Origin of the sequence: Brevibacillus brevis (assembly GCF_022026395.1) — a bacterium.
GTDB lineage: Bacteria > Bacillota > Bacilli > Brevibacillales > Brevibacillaceae > Brevibacillus.
This window is the reverse complement of sequence record NZ_CP041767.1, coordinates 1,307,309-1,323,220: the sequence shown is the minus strand read 5'-3', so window position 1 is coordinate 1,323,220 and position 15,912 is coordinate 1,307,309. Positions and strand designations below refer to the sequence as shown.

Here is a 15,912-nt window from a genome sequence, read left to right as displayed (position 1 = left end):
AAAGATGTCCTAATTAGGGGGATGAAACCTTTTCATATATCGGTTGATTGAGTTTACACAAAAATCTTGACAGACCCTATTACATGGGTCAAATGTGATTATTGTCTGCATAAATAATTTACTCAGCACTCAATAGATACTTAATAATCAATTGCTGCCTGTACTACATTTTCGTAGGATGCATCCCTGTTTTTATTTCTGAGTTTATTATGTCTTGTAGCATTCTTACTTGCCTGAAAAATTTTCCTCAATAAAAGGGTAATTAAGAAGGTTTAAATTTTCCTTAGTAATATACTTGACACGATATTCATCTAAATTGCTATTTATATATAAAATTTTATCCTTTCTTTTCATTAATGGAAAAGAACCATCATCCAGCAAAAGCACATCTCCATCAATAATTTGTAAAATTCCCCCGATTATTTCAAGGAATCTCATCCATCCAACATTAAACGTCTTTGAAATCATCTGAACACTAATACGCATATTTGTATTAACGTCATGATATCTTAAATTCATCTCCTGATACTCTTCCATATCATCATCTTCATCATCTAGATCAATGTCTATCGAAAAAAAAGCACTGCCAATATAAACATATTCAAAACCAAGGCTATGTTGCATTTTTTTAAACTTAACTTCCTCACCTATTACTTCACTCGCTACTTTATATAATAAATCTCCTATGCTTTTTCTTTCCAAATTAGTATTTATAAATAATTCGTAATCCATTCTTTCCTACCTCCCAAAAACTCTGTAATTTGACCATCCTTAACAATTAAGAGTTCGTCCAGGTGTTTTAAATTTACCTTGGGCGTTGTTTGCCTCAAAATAGTCTTTTATAGCTCATCTATATTTTCAGCAGGATATTCATCTAGATTAAGTACAATTCTTTTAAAATACAGCTTTATCTTTAAGGCCAGCTCAGGCATGAGATACAGCCCTACTCATTCGCCACTGGCTGGGGTATTCTTGAATAGCCGCCACTTGTATGACTATTTATTAGCATGAAGCGGCGGATAAAAAAGAAACCACAACACGGCAGTTAGCTCGCATTGTGGCGTTACATTATAGTAAGAATATACATATACATTATTTAGAGTTGCTTGTATAAAATAAATTACATATCTAGAAAGACCCCCACGGCTTAAAACCGCTACCCCCAATTAAACTTTCCCATGCTTCTTTTGCATTATCACCTAATTTCCCTGTACTACAGTACACTTTTCCACTTTCTGATACAAATAGCACAAGATTGTCACTATCAATAAAACCCACGGGCACTAAATTTTCTTGAGCATATTTCTCCTCTGCTTTGAAAGCTCCCTGGCTTCTGAACTTCACACCTGTATTGTGGGTCTCATCGTTTATAGTATCTTCTATTACTAGATTACCAAACTCTGATAAAAATTTTCTCACTTCCGGATAAATGGTGAAACCTAATTTTTCCAAATTCTCTTCAATTTCTTTAGTGTCTATATTTCTTCCCTCATACCAACCAGAATTCCTTAAAATCTTTATAGTTTCATTACTCATATTCACTTTCTTTTTCCTCCTACTCCATGGATTGCATAAAATCCTCAAATGTAATTGAACAATTTTTACAAAAAGGTTTAATACCTCCAGTATGTCCATTTGCAGATCTTAATACTATATTTTCAATTTTTGAACCTTGAAGTATACTCCTGCTTTTTTCATGTACGGCGCGATGGCCCGGTTGACCTCGTATGGCGATTTTTCTTCCAGCTTCATTTGCTTGTGTCCCTCGGGCATGCCGATCCACAAGCGTACCTTATGCGCACTCAGTAAAGTATCCTTAAAAGAGTTATCCGCCGCTTTTACCAATCCCCTTCAAGAATCAAAAATCCCCCGAAATCGCAGACCGCCAATGGCGTGTCTGCTGTTTCTTCTTTAACTGATTCTTTTTTAATTCTTCTTTAATTGATATTGTTTATGATTATTATTAGTGAGACTGTCGGACGGTTCGTAACAGACTTTATGTCTTTCATTCAGACTCCCTGTCCTTCTTAACCGACTCTATGTCTAAATCATGGACACATTGTCTACAGCACCATTTATGCATCCTTCAACAGACTATATGACGGTTATTCGGACAGAGAGTCTGCTGAAATGACAGACTCATCATTTTTACCCGTTCACATCGGACGGAAAGCGTTTGGTCATCTCAGCTTTCAGGAACTGAGCATAGCTTTCCAGAATCTCCTTCTCAGCAAATTTGTCAATGGGCAGTCTTCTTTCATTGAGTCTTTGAAGTTGGTCAATATACGACTTGTATTCGTCACGCTTGACCATGCCCTGAATCCAAAGCGTCAACTCTCGCTCGTTTACTTGCTTCCGTACGCTTCCGATAACCTCATGGGTCTTTTCCGACATTAGCAGATATGGGTGGCAATGCAGATAATTCGACAGGGAATAGGTGTTATTCTTACCCTGACTGACTAGAATCATCTTCTTGTCTGCCAATTCCTTGATATGGCGTTCTACTGACTTTGAACTGCATCCGATGTTTCTAGCCATCATTTCGATGGTCGGATAGCATTGACTTTTGTCGCTCATATACGCGATTAGGTCAATCAGAATCAGCTTTTCATATTGTGTTAAGCCTTAGCACCGATGGATTTTATGCGGCACTTTGGTAAACCCCTTATGTTGTGACGTGAACTGACTCTCTTGGCTCACCTTGTCCATGTACTCATTTGCGGCTTGGGTTATTCTTAATCAACCAGAAGTTACTCATTTTCATTACCACCCTTCTCATAGTTTTATGCCGCTGCATGGCAGCTATGAAGTTGGGAAGGTGGCTAGCCTACACGTTACCTTACCTGTTATATGTCAACTGGTCGTCACCAGATTTTGAACTCTACACTGTTAATAGTCGGAACTTCTACTCGCTTAGTTGCGATGAAAAATTCTTTGACCGTCTCTCACACTAACTATCGTTTTATTCTGCCAAATTGTTGCGATAAATTTTAAAAAAGCTGTGAGAAAGCGAAGATAACAAAAAACAGGTCAATCATGGTGGTATCTGACCATAATCGACCTGTTCGATGTAATGCTATTACGTTAAATAGGTTATAAAATTCAAGCTTCATGTGCGTACAACAAAAATGAAGAATCCTTTATGCGGGTATTACATGGGCTATATGTGTTATTGGTTAAATGATGAGCTCATTCGGCACTGGGTGGGGTCTTTTGGGGAGAGCCGCCATTTGTTTGTACTGTATAGCAATAGCGGCAGATAATAAAGAAACCACAATACGGGCGTCTAGCTCGCATTGTGGCGTTGTTGAATGTACTTATATGATATAGCTTTCGAACTGAAAGTTGTTTGACTGAAGCCTATTTTAATAATTATTTCGGTATTGTCTCATTCCAATTTGTGTCGAGTTTATCCAAAGTTTTTTCACTAATATCCTCTGGTTCAACCGTGCTCATTTCTACAGAAATAATTCGAGAACGTGCAGCCCTTCCATAGGTTAACTCTCCATTATGGTATCTTATCCTCCCTCCTCTACTGAACAGCTTGATAATAGGAACATATAGTCCTTGGAATTTAAGTGCTACGGATTCGTTCTCACCAGATAAATATGCCCATTCCAAATAACTTTTGCAAGCTGATTTGACTAACCACTCATCCTTAATTTCGTTTAATTCATCGCAGTATTCATATATTTCAATTGGCAATTTTATACCGCACATATCTGCAGCACTAAAAACTGCCAGTCTCTTGTTAGGTTCGTGATCTATAAAGTCATAAAATTGAGAACCTCTCCTTAAAAACTCATATATTAATATTCCGTGTGAAGGTTTGTTAGGTTCTTCATTTTCCCAATTAATGTTTCTTATAATGGTTCTAGCATCTTCAAACATCTGATTCAACTAAGCGTCCTCCTAAAATAAATTTACTTATAGAATTATAAAATAGTCTCATCCGCTTTAAAATCTGGGAAGTCTTTTGGTGGAAGAGGTGCTAGATCATGAGCTCCCTCGTTAGGTGGTTTTCCAGTTAATCCTTCTTTAGGATTCCATGATTCAATTTTACGATATGGCATTCCTTCTTGCATCATTTTACTTTCCGCTAGTTCATGGTCTGCTAATTGTCTAAACCATGCTTTTCCTGCAGGCGATAATTCCCCTTGAAGTGCCTTTTCCCACCCATAAGCAATATGCATATCCGGATGAAAATAACCCGTATAATAATATTTTCCAGTAATAGTATCCGGTAAATTAACATGCTCAGTTAAAAACAGATGTTTCTTCAATTCAATAGCTTCTTCCAAACTAAGTCCTGTGTTTTTGGAGAACAGTTCAAGTTCATTCATATCTAGACCTGTTCTTCTTAACCTATCGTATGTCTGTTGAGCAATTTTTTCTTGCTTAATAAGTGGTTCAAATTTTATAGGCTCTCCTCTCGGTTCAATAGGTTTAATTGGTGGTACATTACCCGTCCCCTCAGTATCCGGCTTCTTTTCACCTTGAGAATCATTTTTCTTAGTACTATCACCCTTCCCCTTAGGAGGCGTAGAATGATTCGAATGCCCAATTCCGCCGTTCACTACCTTTGGTAAATCCTTCTCATCAGGAATGTCGAGAGGTTTTTCAGCATGTTGAGCTTGTCCTGTCCTTGCCTCATTATCTGGCTTATTACTTCCTTGAGAATTATTTTTGTTCGTACCATCTGCCTTACTATTCAGCGATGGTGAATGATTGGAATGCCCAGAATCTCCGTTCACTACCTTTGGTAAACCCTTCTTATTGGAAGTGTCGAGAGGTTTTTCAACATGACCAGTTCTACCATTCCCTGCATCACTATTGAGATGATTACTGCCACGACCGCCTCCAGTGCTACCAGGCATATCATCATGCCGCATCCAATAAACCATAGGCTGACCTGTAACAGCATCTCTTAGAACGACAACTCTTCCATTAAACACACCATTCATCTGCTTGAGGAACTTATCCACTTTCTCTTGTAACTCAATCATCGACTCTGCAAAACTCTTACCATGCGTCTTTAGCTTTCCATCCTTAAGGACGGCGCTCATTGCATCATCAATACTGGAATTAGGCAAAAGGACACCTTTCCCATTTCCCTCATGGTCACCAGACTTTTTCTTGCCATTCGGCCCATCCAGCTTATTGGCCAGTTTCACTGTCCGCGTAACGGCTGTACCTGTACCAGCACTAAGAGCACTTACCGCTACCTCTGCAACCACCATGTCTTTCTTAAACTCATTCTGGCCCTTTGCATAGCTTTGTTCTTCTGATCTGGTCCACAGACCACCGCTAAACAAGTTATCTTGATCATATTGGGCGTCTTTCACGAATGGGTCGATATAGTCATCGTATAGCCCTTGTCCAAACGACTTTGCATCGGATTTGATTTGTTCCCACGATTTATTGCCCGTTACCGTATCTCCCACGTAATTGACTGCATTCGTAGCGGTTTCTACAGCTCCTCTCGCGAGATCATTTCGTTCGAGGAGAGAAGGTCGCTCTTCCCCAGTCACCCCTTCGTAAATGGCGTCTACCAGATACGATGTTGGTAACGCGGTCGACGCAATATCTCCGGCATCTACTACCACATTCCACAAGCCTAACAAGGTATCTCCGAGAGCATCTAATTTCCCTTTCGCCTCAGATAATTGGTTGTTGACAGTTCTGCGCAACATGACGGCAGCCAAACCGTTTTCCTGAACGTCCTTTTCAAACGCACTTAATATTCTCGGAAACGCCTGACGTACGGTCGCATCCAGCTTAATCTCCTCACTACTGGATTTGTTTTCCTCCAACAGTTCTATCGTATCCGACGCCGTTTTCACGTTCAAGCTCTCAGTCCCGGACAAAGACACGGCTGCCCCTGTCAAGGTCAGGGCACCACTCGCACTGATATTCACATTCGAGGTACTTTTCAAACTGACGCCAACATCCTTGTTCATCGAGATGTAAAGCATCCCTTCCTGAGCAGTCATCGTCAGCTCTTTATCCCCGAGCGTAAACTCTTTTCCCTGCGGATTCCCAAACGTCTTCACACCGGGGTCCTGCATTTGCCGCTCCTGCTTCTCGGCAGCCGCTCCTTTGGGCGCATGGCGTACGGAGTTCATGACCATGCCGTCGTCTTCTTCGGCGCTCGGGAAGTACAGCTTTACCTTTGAGCCGAGCTCGGGCATGAGGTACAAAATTTGGTTGCCTTCCGCCGCATACGGGAACCACTGGGCCTTGCTTGGCTCTTGCTTTTTGTCCATGTTCAGGTGGAGCTTGACCTGATTGCGACCAATTTGAATCACTTTTCCGTCGATCGCCGCACCGATGATGGCCTTGTTGTACAGCTTCGTTTGCTTGACGGCTTCTGGCACGGCACATATGTAGCTCCACCTCAAGAGTCCCTGCTCCAGCTTCCCAGTGACTTTTGTAATGACAAACGTTTGCCCTTCCCGCTGCACCTCATCCCCGATTTGTAGCAGATCGTCATAATCGAAGGCGTACGTCGTGTACTGGTACTCGCTGACAGACGAGGAGCCGTTTGCGGCTTTTTTCATGTACGGCGCGATAGCCCGGTTGACCTCGTATGGCGATTCCTCTTCCAGCTTGATTCGCTTGCGTCCCTCGGGCATGCCGATCCACAAGCGTACCTTATGCGCACTCAAATCCGGTACGAGCACGGCTCCGACATGGGACGCGATTCGCTTTAAAAAGGTCCAGTCTGTTTCCTCGTACTGCATGATGAATTTGCCCTGCTGGCGGTCGTCGAAGGCTTGATCGATGACATCTCCACCGTGATAGATGGACATGATTTCGTCTACGACATCCCGGTACAACCGATTCACCTGTTGAAACGAACGTGTTTTCACGCTCATGTCCAACGCATATGTATGCGACACGGCCTTTATTGTGACGTAGTGAATATCCCGTACGACCTTGATTTCCACATGATCCAGCCGCCCCATGAAAATCGGCTGTTTTTCCCCGCCTTCCACCTTGTACAGCTCGATGGGATCGTGGGTGCCGGCACGATTGATGATCTCGTCCTCTTTGTCTTCCGGGACAATTCCTGTGATCGTGAGCGTGGCATGCGTGCCTGTTTGATGGACGAACTCCAGCTGATCTAACCGTATTGGTCCATATGGCCAAACGACTTTTATATCCTGATAGGTCATGACGCCGCTTGTACGCTGCATATTCTCCCCCCTCCTTCTCTAGCAAGCGCGATAAGCGTCAATCCTGACCGTCTTTTTCAATCGTGATGATGCCTGAACGATTGCAAACCAGCTGCGACCTGCTCAGCAAGGCATGCTCGTTGTCGATGAGCACATCGTGTTTTCCATCTGTCCATTTCGAGAACGTCTGTGGTACACACTCCACTCCTCCTGCCGCTTTGCAAAACCCAAAGCATCCGATATTCACGCCGGGGACGTGATCGGCGACATTCATAACAGGCTTGTTAAGGCTGTAAACGCCATGGCACAAAGGTAAATTCAATACGCCGGGGTCGGTTCCCTGACTGCACTTGAGAGTCGCTCCCCGCACGACATATGAGTACTCGGGGCTGAACAACCCCATTGCAAGTGCTTGAAGTAACGCTAGCATCATTAGACCTATCTCCCCTTCCCAAAAAATCCTCCGCAAGCAACTTCCATATTTCGTCTTATTTTTACATTCCATCTAATAATCGGGATAAATTGGAAAATAATTTATGGGTCAAACGTCCTGTTTCCTTATTTTTCAAAATAACCCAAAAAGGCCTCCACCAACTCTGCGATAGTTGGGGAAGCCTTCTTGAAAGAAAAAGCAATCTCGTTATATCGTTACACTTTCTTCGATCACCAGCTCACCGTTTGTCGCGTCGAGACTGGCCTCTACGCCCAGAGGGAGAGCAATGTTGCACGCGCCATGCCCGATCTGTATGTTCCAGATGGTCGGCTTTCCGTACGGTACGACGATATTTTGAAACACATCCCAGACTGAGAAGCCTTCGCGCTTTTTCGGCTCACAATCGGTCCAGGTCCCGATGACGACGCCCGCACAATCATCAAACAAGCCACCCTGAGCAAGCTGTGTCAGCATGCGGTCAATCCGGTACGGCTCCTCGTCGATATCCTCCAAAAACAACAGCTTGCCTCTCGTATCGAGCTGGTACGGGGTCCCCATCAACGCGGAGACGAGGGCGAGATTCCCGCCGACTACAGGTCCAGCTGCCTGACCTTCGACGAGACAGACGATTTCTTCCCCCGGCGGATTCATGATCGCTCCCAATGGCTCGGGGCGAGTCATGGCGCGCAGCAAATATTGCTTGGACCAGTCATCCAATCCATGCGCAATGTCTGAGGTAGCCATCGGTCCGTGAAGGGTAGCCAGATTCGCACGCTGTCCAAAAACGGTATGCAGCGCCGTAATGTCGCTGTAGCCGATAAACAGCTTCGGGTTTTGGGCGATGAGGTCATAGTCGAGCAAAGACAGGATTTGCGGGGAACCGTAACCGCCACGCATGCACATGATCCCGTCTACTTCCTCGTCGACGAACATGGCATTTAGCTCAGCCGCTCGTTGCTCAGGAGTTCCCGCCAAATACCCACCGTACGATTCTCGGCACGTATCCGATATTTTCACCTTGTATCCCAAACCTTGCAGCTCTGCCATTGCTTTGTTCAGCACTTCTTCTGTAGCAGGGCTAGAGGTTGCCACTACTCCGATTGTATCGCCCGCTCGCAATGCTTTCCCTTTGTTCATCTGTCCAGTCTCCTCCTCCGGGTTCTCTCCCCATTATCGTACATCTGTGTCAAATGGTGCATAGCCATTTTCGCAGCTTGCGACTTGCAGACGGCTGGCTGATTCCGAGCGCTTCCGCTACCTTTGTCGTCGTTTTATGCTGCTCATACGCCCGGTGCACGAGCTGCCGCTCCACCTCGTCCATTGCCTCCTGCATCTGCATTACACGATCAACCTTGATCCCCTTGTGCTCCCTGTACTCTTGGTTATGTATGTAACGCGGAATTTGCGCGGGCGTAATGAGGGTATCGTGAGACGTAACGACGAGCCGTTCCACTACATTTTCCAACTCTCTCACATTGCCAGGCCAATCGTATTCACTGAGGATGCGATAGCAGGTATCTGCGAGCTGTCTCTCCAAGCAGTACTTTTGCGAAAAGACATTGAGAAAGTAATGAACGAGCACGGGTATCTCTTCCTGTCGTTCGCGCAGCGGTGGAATTTCTAACGGGACGACGTGAATGCGATAGTACAAATCCTCGCGAAATTTGCCTTCCTTGACCATTTGCCGCAGGTTTTTATTCGTGGCCGTGATCAGCTTTACATCGACTTTTCGCGAAACAGAGCTGCCTACGGGCGTAATCGTTTTTTCTTGCAACACATTCAACAGCTTCACTTGCAAGGAGAGTGACATCTCCCCGATCTCGTCCAAAAACAGCGTGCCTCCGTTTGCCTTTTCAATCAAACCTGCCTTGCCATCCTTGTCTGCTCCCGTAAAAGCACCCTTTTCATAGCCAAACAGTTCTGACTCCAGCAATGTCTCGGGAATGGCTCCGCAATTGATATGCACGAATGGCTTGTCCACCCGCGGACTGCACTCGTGGATGTATTTTGCCAGTACGCCTTTTCCGACGCCTGATTCCCCTAGCAGGATCATGGATGATTCTACCTGCGACAGTTTTTTTGCCATCATGGCGACTTGCTCCATGGACTGACTGCGGTAGATCAAGCTAGTCTCTCCTTTTTGCCTGTTGTTCTCCTTGGTCATTTCACTCTGCAAGACCGTTCCGACGTACTTGACTTCATTTAATTCCTGCTGAAGTTGCTCCTGGCTCGTTATATCAATGAACGTATGGATCACTCCGTTAAAATTCCCGTCCTGATCCCAAATCGGTGTACCTTCCACAAAAAGCTTACGATTTTTGCGGGTGGTTTGAATCGTGTGTATCTTTTTCTTGTCGCGAATGACCCGCATCGTGATCGTTGGCGCAAAATAACCGTGATGATAAAACTCTTCAATCGGCTTGCCCATCATCTCCCTGGGATCGATTCCGAAAAATTCCTCATAGCTTCCCGAGCAAAACAAGGTCCTGCCTTCTGCGTCTGTTACGTGTACGATATCAAACAGCGAGCCTAACAAGGCTTCATAATCGACCATGGCGCTCCTTACCTCCCGTGCCCCCCGCATCTTGTGGAGTGACACGTACATAGCGATTCGTCGGTCTGCCTACCCCACCATAGCTGACATCCATTCTGACACTCCCGCTCTTCTCCAGATAGTCCAAATAGCGTCTAGCTGTTACTCTCGCGATCCCTACGCGTTCGGCCACGTCATCTGCCGAGAGCGGCTGACTCTCTTTCTCGATCTGGCGCATGATCTGCTCCATGGTGACAGCGTGCAGTCCCTTCGGCAGCACTGCCCTGCCAATAGTGGCATCGGCTTGTTCTTTTTCCGGGCTTTTGCGGAATAGCAGTTGGTCGACTTCATCCTGGGATGCGGTTCCCTCCCAATCAATCCGTCGGCGAAACTCTCGATAATTTTCCAACGACTGCTTGATCCGCTCAAACTGGAACGGCTTGATAATATAGTCCATTGCCCCATTGCGCAGCATCGATTGAATCGTGGTTTTGTCCTTTGCGGCTGTCACGACGATGACGTCCACTGCATGTTTGGCGGCACGCAGCTCCATCAGCGCCTTCACCCCGTCCTGGATCGGCATGAAAATATCAATGATCACCAAGTCAGGATTGAGCTCATTCACTAGCTTGAGTCCATCTGCCCCGTTGGCTGCAATTCCGACCACGACGAAGCCCGGGACGCGCTCAATGAACTGTTTGTTGATTTCCTGTACCATCGGATCGTCTTCCATAATCAGTACGCGAATGTGATCGTTATCCTTCTCCATGACTCTCCACCACCCCCATCGGAAACGTTATAAGAAAGCTGGCCCCTTCTCCGCGTGCCGAATGGCAAACCAGCTCGCCTCTCCCTTTATTGACCAGCTGCTGCACCAGATGCAGACCAAGTCCACGGTGCGCGCGTTCTTTCGTAGAAAATCCCCGTTCCAGCATGTGTCGGCGCGTCTCTTCGTCCATGCCGATTCCATTGTCCTCCACCAGGATGGAGCAAATCTCTTCGTCTTGCTCGATACTGATCATAATCTCCTTCTCCTCGCGTTCGATTTGCTCCAGTGAATCAAAGGCATTCTCGATCAGATTCCCCAAAATGAGCACGAAATTATGATGATCCATGTACGGCGGAAAACGTTCCAGATGACTCCTGCGATCAATCACAACTCGAATACCCAGCTCTCTTCCGCGACTTACTTTGCCAATCAATAGCCCTGATAAATTCTCATCCATGATCCGCGTCGTTAAAAAGGAGATGAGCTCCTCCTGCTGCTCGTTGACCTCGAACAAATACGCGAGCGCCTTTTCATGCTGATGGAGCTGGAGCAAGCCTGCGATGGTATGCAAATGGTTCATGTGCTCGTGGTTTTGTACCCGCAGCGCACCGACGAATTCTTTTACGCCTGTCAGTTCCTCCGCCATTCTCGCCACTTCTGTTCTGTCCTGAAAAATCGCAATCGCGCCGACGATCTTTTCCTCGACCTTGATCAGAAAACGGTTGGACCAGAGCAGTGTATTGCCGACGTGAATTTCCGTGTTGGTAAAATTCTGGCGAAGCTCCAGCACTTCTGGTAATCTGGTGTCGTGCAGGACAGACCGTATGTGCTTGCCCAGCACCTCTCCTTCGATGCCAAAAATTTGCTTCGCCCTGTCATTAAAGATCGTAATTCTCTCCCGATTGTCGATGGCGATGACTCCCTCATGCATGGCATGGAAGGTTGCGGTTCTCTCTACCAGGATTCGCGCGATTTCGTCCGGCTCCAGGTCGAGCATCTGCTTTTTCATGTGACGGGCCAACTGATAGGAACCCCACACCCCGAACAATAAGGAGAAGAAAAAGGTCAGTGCAATATTGTTTCGCTCGCTGTACAAGATCCCCCAAACATCAGGCATGACACGTCCGACCAAGACAACACCCACCTGCTGATGCTGGTCATCCATGATCGGCACGTAGGCCCGCAGAGCCATTCCCATCTCTCCTTTGACTTTTTGAAAATAGGAGTGCTCGGCATAGGCCTCATCAACCGCAGGGTCCATAAACACCGTACCAATCCGCCCATCTAATGGGTCTGAATAACGGACACGCTCCATATTCAGCACGACGATATACGTCACATCATTGACGACGCGCAGGTTGTTTGCTGTCGGTTGGATCACCTTCCATCCGTCTGGTTCCTGAATGCTTTTTTGTACATTCGGAATCGTCGCAACCGTGCGCGCTGTGGTCATCAGCCGTTGTCCCAGTTGGGTTTCCGTAATCCGAATAATCCCTCCGGCCATGATCAAGTTTCCGATGATCAAGGAAAAAAGAACGATTCCGACGGAGAGCAGCATAATTTTCCATTTGATTGTTAAACGTTCGAACAGGTTCGTTCTTTCCTTTCCATTGGGTTTGCAACTCACATTCACTCAACATAAGCAGGTGTTTTGAAAATGAAATCATTGGTAACCAGTACATTCATTGTTATACTCGGACTTGTGAGCGCTGTCATTATAGGCTTCGGACCAGATTCTCTGATGGAAAACAGAGGGTATGATGAAGAACAGGTAGGGTTGTCCAGTCAAATTATCATCAAGTTCAGCCACGTAATCGCGGAAAACACGCCGAAGGGTCTCACTATCGAACGCTTTTCCCAGCTCGTGAAGGAAAAGACAAACGGACGTGTAGAGGTACAAGTCTTTCCCAACAGTATCCTTCATACCGAGAAAACCGAGATGACTGCTTTGCAAAACGGCGAAATCCAGATGATTGCCCCTGCGTTCTCCTATCTGTCAAACACGATTCCCGAATGGGCTGTCCTTGATTTGCCTTATCTGTTTCGATCACAAGAGGACGTCGAAACCGTATTCAATGGAGAAATCGGCCAAATACTATTCGATAAGCTCGAAGATTCCGACATGAAAGGACTGGCCTTCTGGGGAAGCGGCTTTAAGCAAGTGACAGCCAACCGCCCGTTGATTATGCCTTCCGATTTTGTCGGCCAACGTTTGCGGATTATTCCTGGCAACGTGATCGAAGCTCAATTTCGCACGCTCCGGGCAATCCCTGTAGGCTCTTCCTTCAATGAATTATACAGCATGCTGGCTGCCGGAAAAGTAGACGGCGAAGAAAATACGATCTCCAACGTGTACACTAAACGGCTCTACCAAGTTCAAAAGCACATGACGATCAGCAATCACAGTTATTTGGGTTACACTGTGGTGATTAATAAAACCTTTTGGAACAATCTCCCCGCCGATATTCAGCAGGCGATATCGGAAGCGATGCAGGAAGCGACAGCTTACAATAATCAATTGGCTGTATCGATGAATGACAAACAACTGCGCTTGCTCCAAGAAAACGGGGGAATGAACATCCACATACAGACAGCAGAAGAACGTGCCGCCTGGATCGAAGCGTTGCAGCCAGTCTACGATCAATTCGCTCCGAGCATCGGAGAACCATTGATGCAGAAAATCAGAGAGCTCCACCAACGCCGGTGAAGCTCTCAAGCAATCTCCTCGCTCTGGTCCTTGCGCATAGGCAAAATGAGCGTAAAAACCGATCCCTCTGACGTGCTCTTTGCGAGGAGGAGATCACCGCCAAGCGCCTTCGCCATCATGCGAGAATACGACAACCCCAACCCAAGTCCACGTACTTTGTCTTTTTTATTGCTACCCCGGAAGAAACGCTCAAACACAAGAGGCTGTTCCTTTGCGGGTATTCCTGGTCCATCGTCTTTGACGTCGATTCGTAAATCTGTATCCGTTTTGTAGAGAGTGAGCGCTATGTTCCCCTTCTCACCAACAGCCTGTTTCGCGTTGTTCAATAGGTTAATCAAGATTTGCTGGACACGGCCCGGATCGACATAGATCATTGTCTGCTTTTCCAGAACCCTAACGGTAAACGTGACGTGACCGAGGTCGTGGACAATCTGCCATTGTGAGGCGATCTCGCGGATCAGCTTGTTCACGTTTTGCTCTTCCTGACAAACAGTGATCGCTCCTACGGCAAATGAATTGAAGTCTAGCAAATCCTCTACCATTTTTTGCAGGCGCTTTGTTTCCTTCAGACAGATTTCCAAAAACTCCTTCTGCTCCTCACCGGAAACCACCTCGTCGTTAATTGCCTGGATTAATCCGCTAATCGACGTAACGGGGGTTTTCAGCTCGTGTGTCACCCCAGCCAAAAGCTCTGTTCGCATGCTTTCCAACTGCCGAAGACGGTCGGCCATTTCCGCAAAGGTATGCACCAGCTCGTGAATTTCTTTTTCCTTGATCGTTTTATTGAGCAAGACGTCGTAGTTTCCTTCTACGATCTGTCGTGCGGACATCACCACATTTTGAATCGGTTCAGACAGCTTGCGCGCATGAAAATAAATAACCGCCCAGCCAAGCACACCCAAACTCCCCAGCATGATGACCAAATATTGGATTTCCTCTTTCCCTACCTTGATATCTGTTTCGGGGAAAAGCAAGATCACCTTGCCAATGATTTGGTCATTGAACTCCAGATTTTTCCTGATTACATACAGGGTCTCACCTGACGGATGCCTCACTTTATCCCGCTTATCTGCCTGCTCCAACAACTCAGGTGCTGCCTGCTGCAATGGAGGCGGAAGCTTGGTTGGCCGACTGTATACGACCTTTCCTTTTACATCTTCAATGAATAAAATCAGATTGCGATCCACACCCATAAACTTTCGCCGATTATCCAATACCTGATGAAGTTTTTCCCCCACCAAAATATTTCCAACATCATCGACGACCCGATCAGCCACTTCCTCTGCAAACAGTCGCGTGACCTCGATCTGCTTTTCAATCGCGGCGTACTTGATCCAATAGGCAGAGACAGCCCCAATGATGAGCAATCCGATCACGAGGGTGAGTAGATAGCGTGTGGTCCAATAGCGCAGCAGCGATACGGGCTCATTGTTTTTTATAAACACAGAATTGATACCCAACCCCTCTTTGCGTCTTGATCTCGCCTTCCTGAACTGGCCAATTCTCCAGTGTCTTTCTGACCCGCTTGATCGCCAGGTCTACAGCACGGTCACTCCCGCCATAGTCCATTCCCCATACTTGTTCGATCAATTGTTCTCGGGTAAAGGTCTGATTCGGATTTTGTGCCAGAAAAAGCAGCAAGGACAAATCGCGCGGGTGAAACGTCAGTTCGAGACCATGAAGCGTCACGTGATGGGACTGAAAGTTTATTTTTAAGCTTCCAAATAGTCGGGTTTCCTGATCTTTCACCAAAATAACAGAGCGGCGCAGCACCGCATTGACTCGTGCAATTACTTCATCCGCGACAAAAGGCTTCGTTATGTAGTCATCTGCCCCTTGATTGAGTCCTTTGAGCTTTTGGTCTGTTTGACCGAGCGCCGTCATCATAATGACTGGACAGGAGCTCTTTTCGCGAATGTACTGGAGAATCTCCCAACCGTTGCGTTCAGGGAGCATGACATCCAACAGAACCAGATCCGGCTTTTTTTCGTCAAAAAGCTCCATCGCCTTGATTCCATCGTTCGCTTGCAAGACCTCATACCCTTCCTTTTGCAAGTAAGCCTTCAGCACGCGCGATATCACCAGTTCATCTTCTACCAACAAAATGCTTTTCATATCTTCCCTACCTGATTTACAGACATATGATCATTCCTATTCGAGAATTCTCTCGCATGGTCTCTCTAATCATCTACGTACTTCTATTCTATCAGTTTACAACCTTGTATTAAAATTTGGCTTTGATGTTTTTGGAAAATAGGAAAAAAGCCTTGCATCCTGTGAAAAGGAGCAAGG

13 protein-coding genes are annotated in these 15,912 nt (G+C 46.0%); 1 reads left to right on the top strand and 12 read right to left on the bottom strand.

All coding sequences use genetic code 11. The features are described from left to right. Positions 1–225: 225 nt before the first annotated feature. From FO446_RS06810 to FO446_RS06765, 10 genes are all read right to left on the bottom strand, one after another. Complete coding sequence (locus tag FO446_RS06810; RefSeq protein ID WP_237900166.1) at positions 226–732, bottom strand: hypothetical protein; 507 nt, start codon at positions 730–732, stop codon at positions 226–228. Positions 733–1,128: 396 nt separating this feature from the next. After that, positions 1,129–1,536: an SUKH-3 domain-containing protein gene (locus tag FO446_RS06805; protein WP_237901048.1), complete on the bottom strand. Its 408-nt coding sequence runs from the start codon at positions 1,534–1,536 to the stop codon at positions 1,129–1,131. Positions 1,537–2,148: 612 nt separating this feature from the next. Further along, positions 2,149–2,577: a helix-turn-helix domain-containing protein gene (locus tag FO446_RS06800; protein ID WP_237900164.1), complete on the bottom strand. Its 429-nt coding sequence runs from the start codon at positions 2,575–2,577 to the stop codon at positions 2,149–2,151. A gap of 795 nt (positions 2,578–3,372) precedes the next feature. After that, entirely contained in the window at positions 3,373–3,900 is a 528-nt protein-coding gene (locus FO446_RS06795; protein ID WP_237900162.1) for a hypothetical protein, read from the bottom strand. Between the two features lie 35 nt (positions 3,901–3,935). Then, complete coding sequence (locus tag FO446_RS06790; RefSeq protein WP_237900161.1) at positions 3,936–7,199, bottom strand: late control protein; 3,264 nt, start codon at positions 7,197–7,199, stop codon at positions 3,936–3,938. A gap of 37 nt (positions 7,200–7,236) precedes the next feature. Further along, positions 7,237–7,611 (bottom strand): DUF4280 domain-containing protein, encoded by a 375-nt coding sequence (locus FO446_RS06785; protein ID WP_173608945.1) that lies wholly within the window; start codon positions 7,609–7,611, stop codon positions 7,237–7,239. A gap of 207 nt (positions 7,612–7,818) precedes the next feature. Beyond that, positions 7,819–8,748 carry a S66 peptidase family protein gene (locus FO446_RS06780; protein ID WP_232773632.1) on the bottom strand — a complete coding sequence of 310 codons (930 nt, stop codon included), beginning with the start codon at positions 8,746–8,748 and terminating at the stop codon, positions 7,819–7,821. Positions 8,749–8,797: 49 nt separating this feature from the next. After that, the gene (locus FO446_RS06775) at positions 8,798–10,165 is read right to left on the bottom strand and encodes a sigma-54 interaction domain-containing protein (RefSeq protein ID WP_173608947.1); all 1,368 of its coding nucleotides are present in this window, start codon (positions 10,163–10,165) and stop codon (positions 8,798–8,800) included. Beyond that, positions 10,152–10,913, bottom strand: a complete 762-nt coding sequence (locus FO446_RS06770) for a response regulator (RefSeq protein ID WP_173608948.1) — start codon at positions 10,911–10,913, stop codon at positions 10,152–10,154. Before FO446_RS06770 ends, FO446_RS06775 begins: the two co-directional genes overlap by 14 nt. After that, positions 10,900–12,471 (bottom strand): ATP-binding protein, encoded by a 1,572-nt coding sequence (locus tag FO446_RS06765; RefSeq protein WP_221867513.1) that lies wholly within the window; start codon positions 12,469–12,471, stop codon positions 10,900–10,902. The genes FO446_RS06770 and FO446_RS06765 overlap by 14 nt, the downstream gene beginning before the upstream one ends. 99 nt (positions 12,472–12,570) lie before the next feature. Between FO446_RS06765 and FO446_RS06760 the strand changes: the two genes are divergently transcribed. Then, positions 12,571–13,620, top strand: a complete 1,050-nt coding sequence (locus tag FO446_RS06760; protein WP_173608949.1) for a DctP family TRAP transporter solute-binding subunit — start codon at positions 12,571–12,573, stop codon at positions 13,618–13,620. A 5-nt stretch (positions 13,621–13,625) separates the two neighbouring features. Here the strand turns inward: FO446_RS06760 and FO446_RS06755 are convergent, their stop codons facing one another. Then, positions 13,626–15,080 (bottom strand): HAMP domain-containing sensor histidine kinase, encoded by a 1,455-nt coding sequence (locus tag FO446_RS06755; RefSeq protein WP_173608950.1) that lies wholly within the window; start codon positions 15,078–15,080, stop codon positions 13,626–13,628. Next, positions 15,046–15,735 carry a response regulator transcription factor gene (locus tag FO446_RS06750; RefSeq protein ID WP_173608951.1) on the bottom strand — a complete coding sequence of 230 codons (690 nt, stop codon included), beginning with the start codon at positions 15,733–15,735 and terminating at the stop codon, positions 15,046–15,048. The genes FO446_RS06755 and FO446_RS06750 overlap by 35 nt, the downstream gene beginning before the upstream one ends. Positions 15,736–15,912: the final 177 nt, after the last annotated feature.

Coding starts and splice junctions, on each gene's coding strand:
- FO446_RS06810 (WP_237900166.1), bottom strand. CDS start 732: ATGGATTACGAATTATTTATAAATACTAATTTGGAAAGAAAAAGCATA.
- FO446_RS06805 (WP_237901048.1), bottom strand. CDS start 1,536: ATGAGTAATGAAACTATAAAGATTTTAAGGAATTCTGGTTGGTATGAG.
- FO446_RS06800 (WP_237900164.1), bottom strand. CDS start 2,577: ATGAGCGACAAAAGTCAATGCTATCCGACCATCGAAATGATGGCTAGA.
- FO446_RS06790 (WP_237900161.1), bottom strand. CDS start 7,199: ATGCAGCGTACAAGCGGCGTCATGACCTATCAGGATATAAAAGTCGTT.
- FO446_RS06785 (WP_173608945.1), bottom strand. CDS start 7,611: ATGATGCTAGCGTTACTTCAAGCACTTGCAATGGGGTTGTTCAGCCCC.
- FO446_RS06780 (WP_232773632.1), bottom strand. CDS start 8,748: ATGAACAAAGGGAAAGCATTGCGAGCGGGCGATACAATCGGAGTAGTG.
- FO446_RS06775 (WP_173608947.1), bottom strand. CDS start 10,165: ATGGTCGATTATGAAGCCTTGTTAGGCTCGCTGTTTGATATCGTACAC.
- FO446_RS06770 (WP_173608948.1), bottom strand. CDS start 10,913: ATGGAGAAGGATAACGATCACATTCGCGTACTGATTATGGAAGACGAT.
- FO446_RS06765 (WP_221867513.1), bottom strand. CDS start 12,471: ATGCTGCTCTCCGTCGGAATCGTTCTTTTTTCCTTGATCATCGGAAAC.
- FO446_RS06760 (WP_173608949.1), top strand. CDS start 12,571: ATGAAATCATTGGTAACCAGTACATTCATTGTTATACTCGGACTTGTG.
- FO446_RS06750 (WP_173608951.1), bottom strand. CDS start 15,735: ATGAAAAGCATTTTGTTGGTAGAAGATGAACTGGTGATATCGCGCGTG.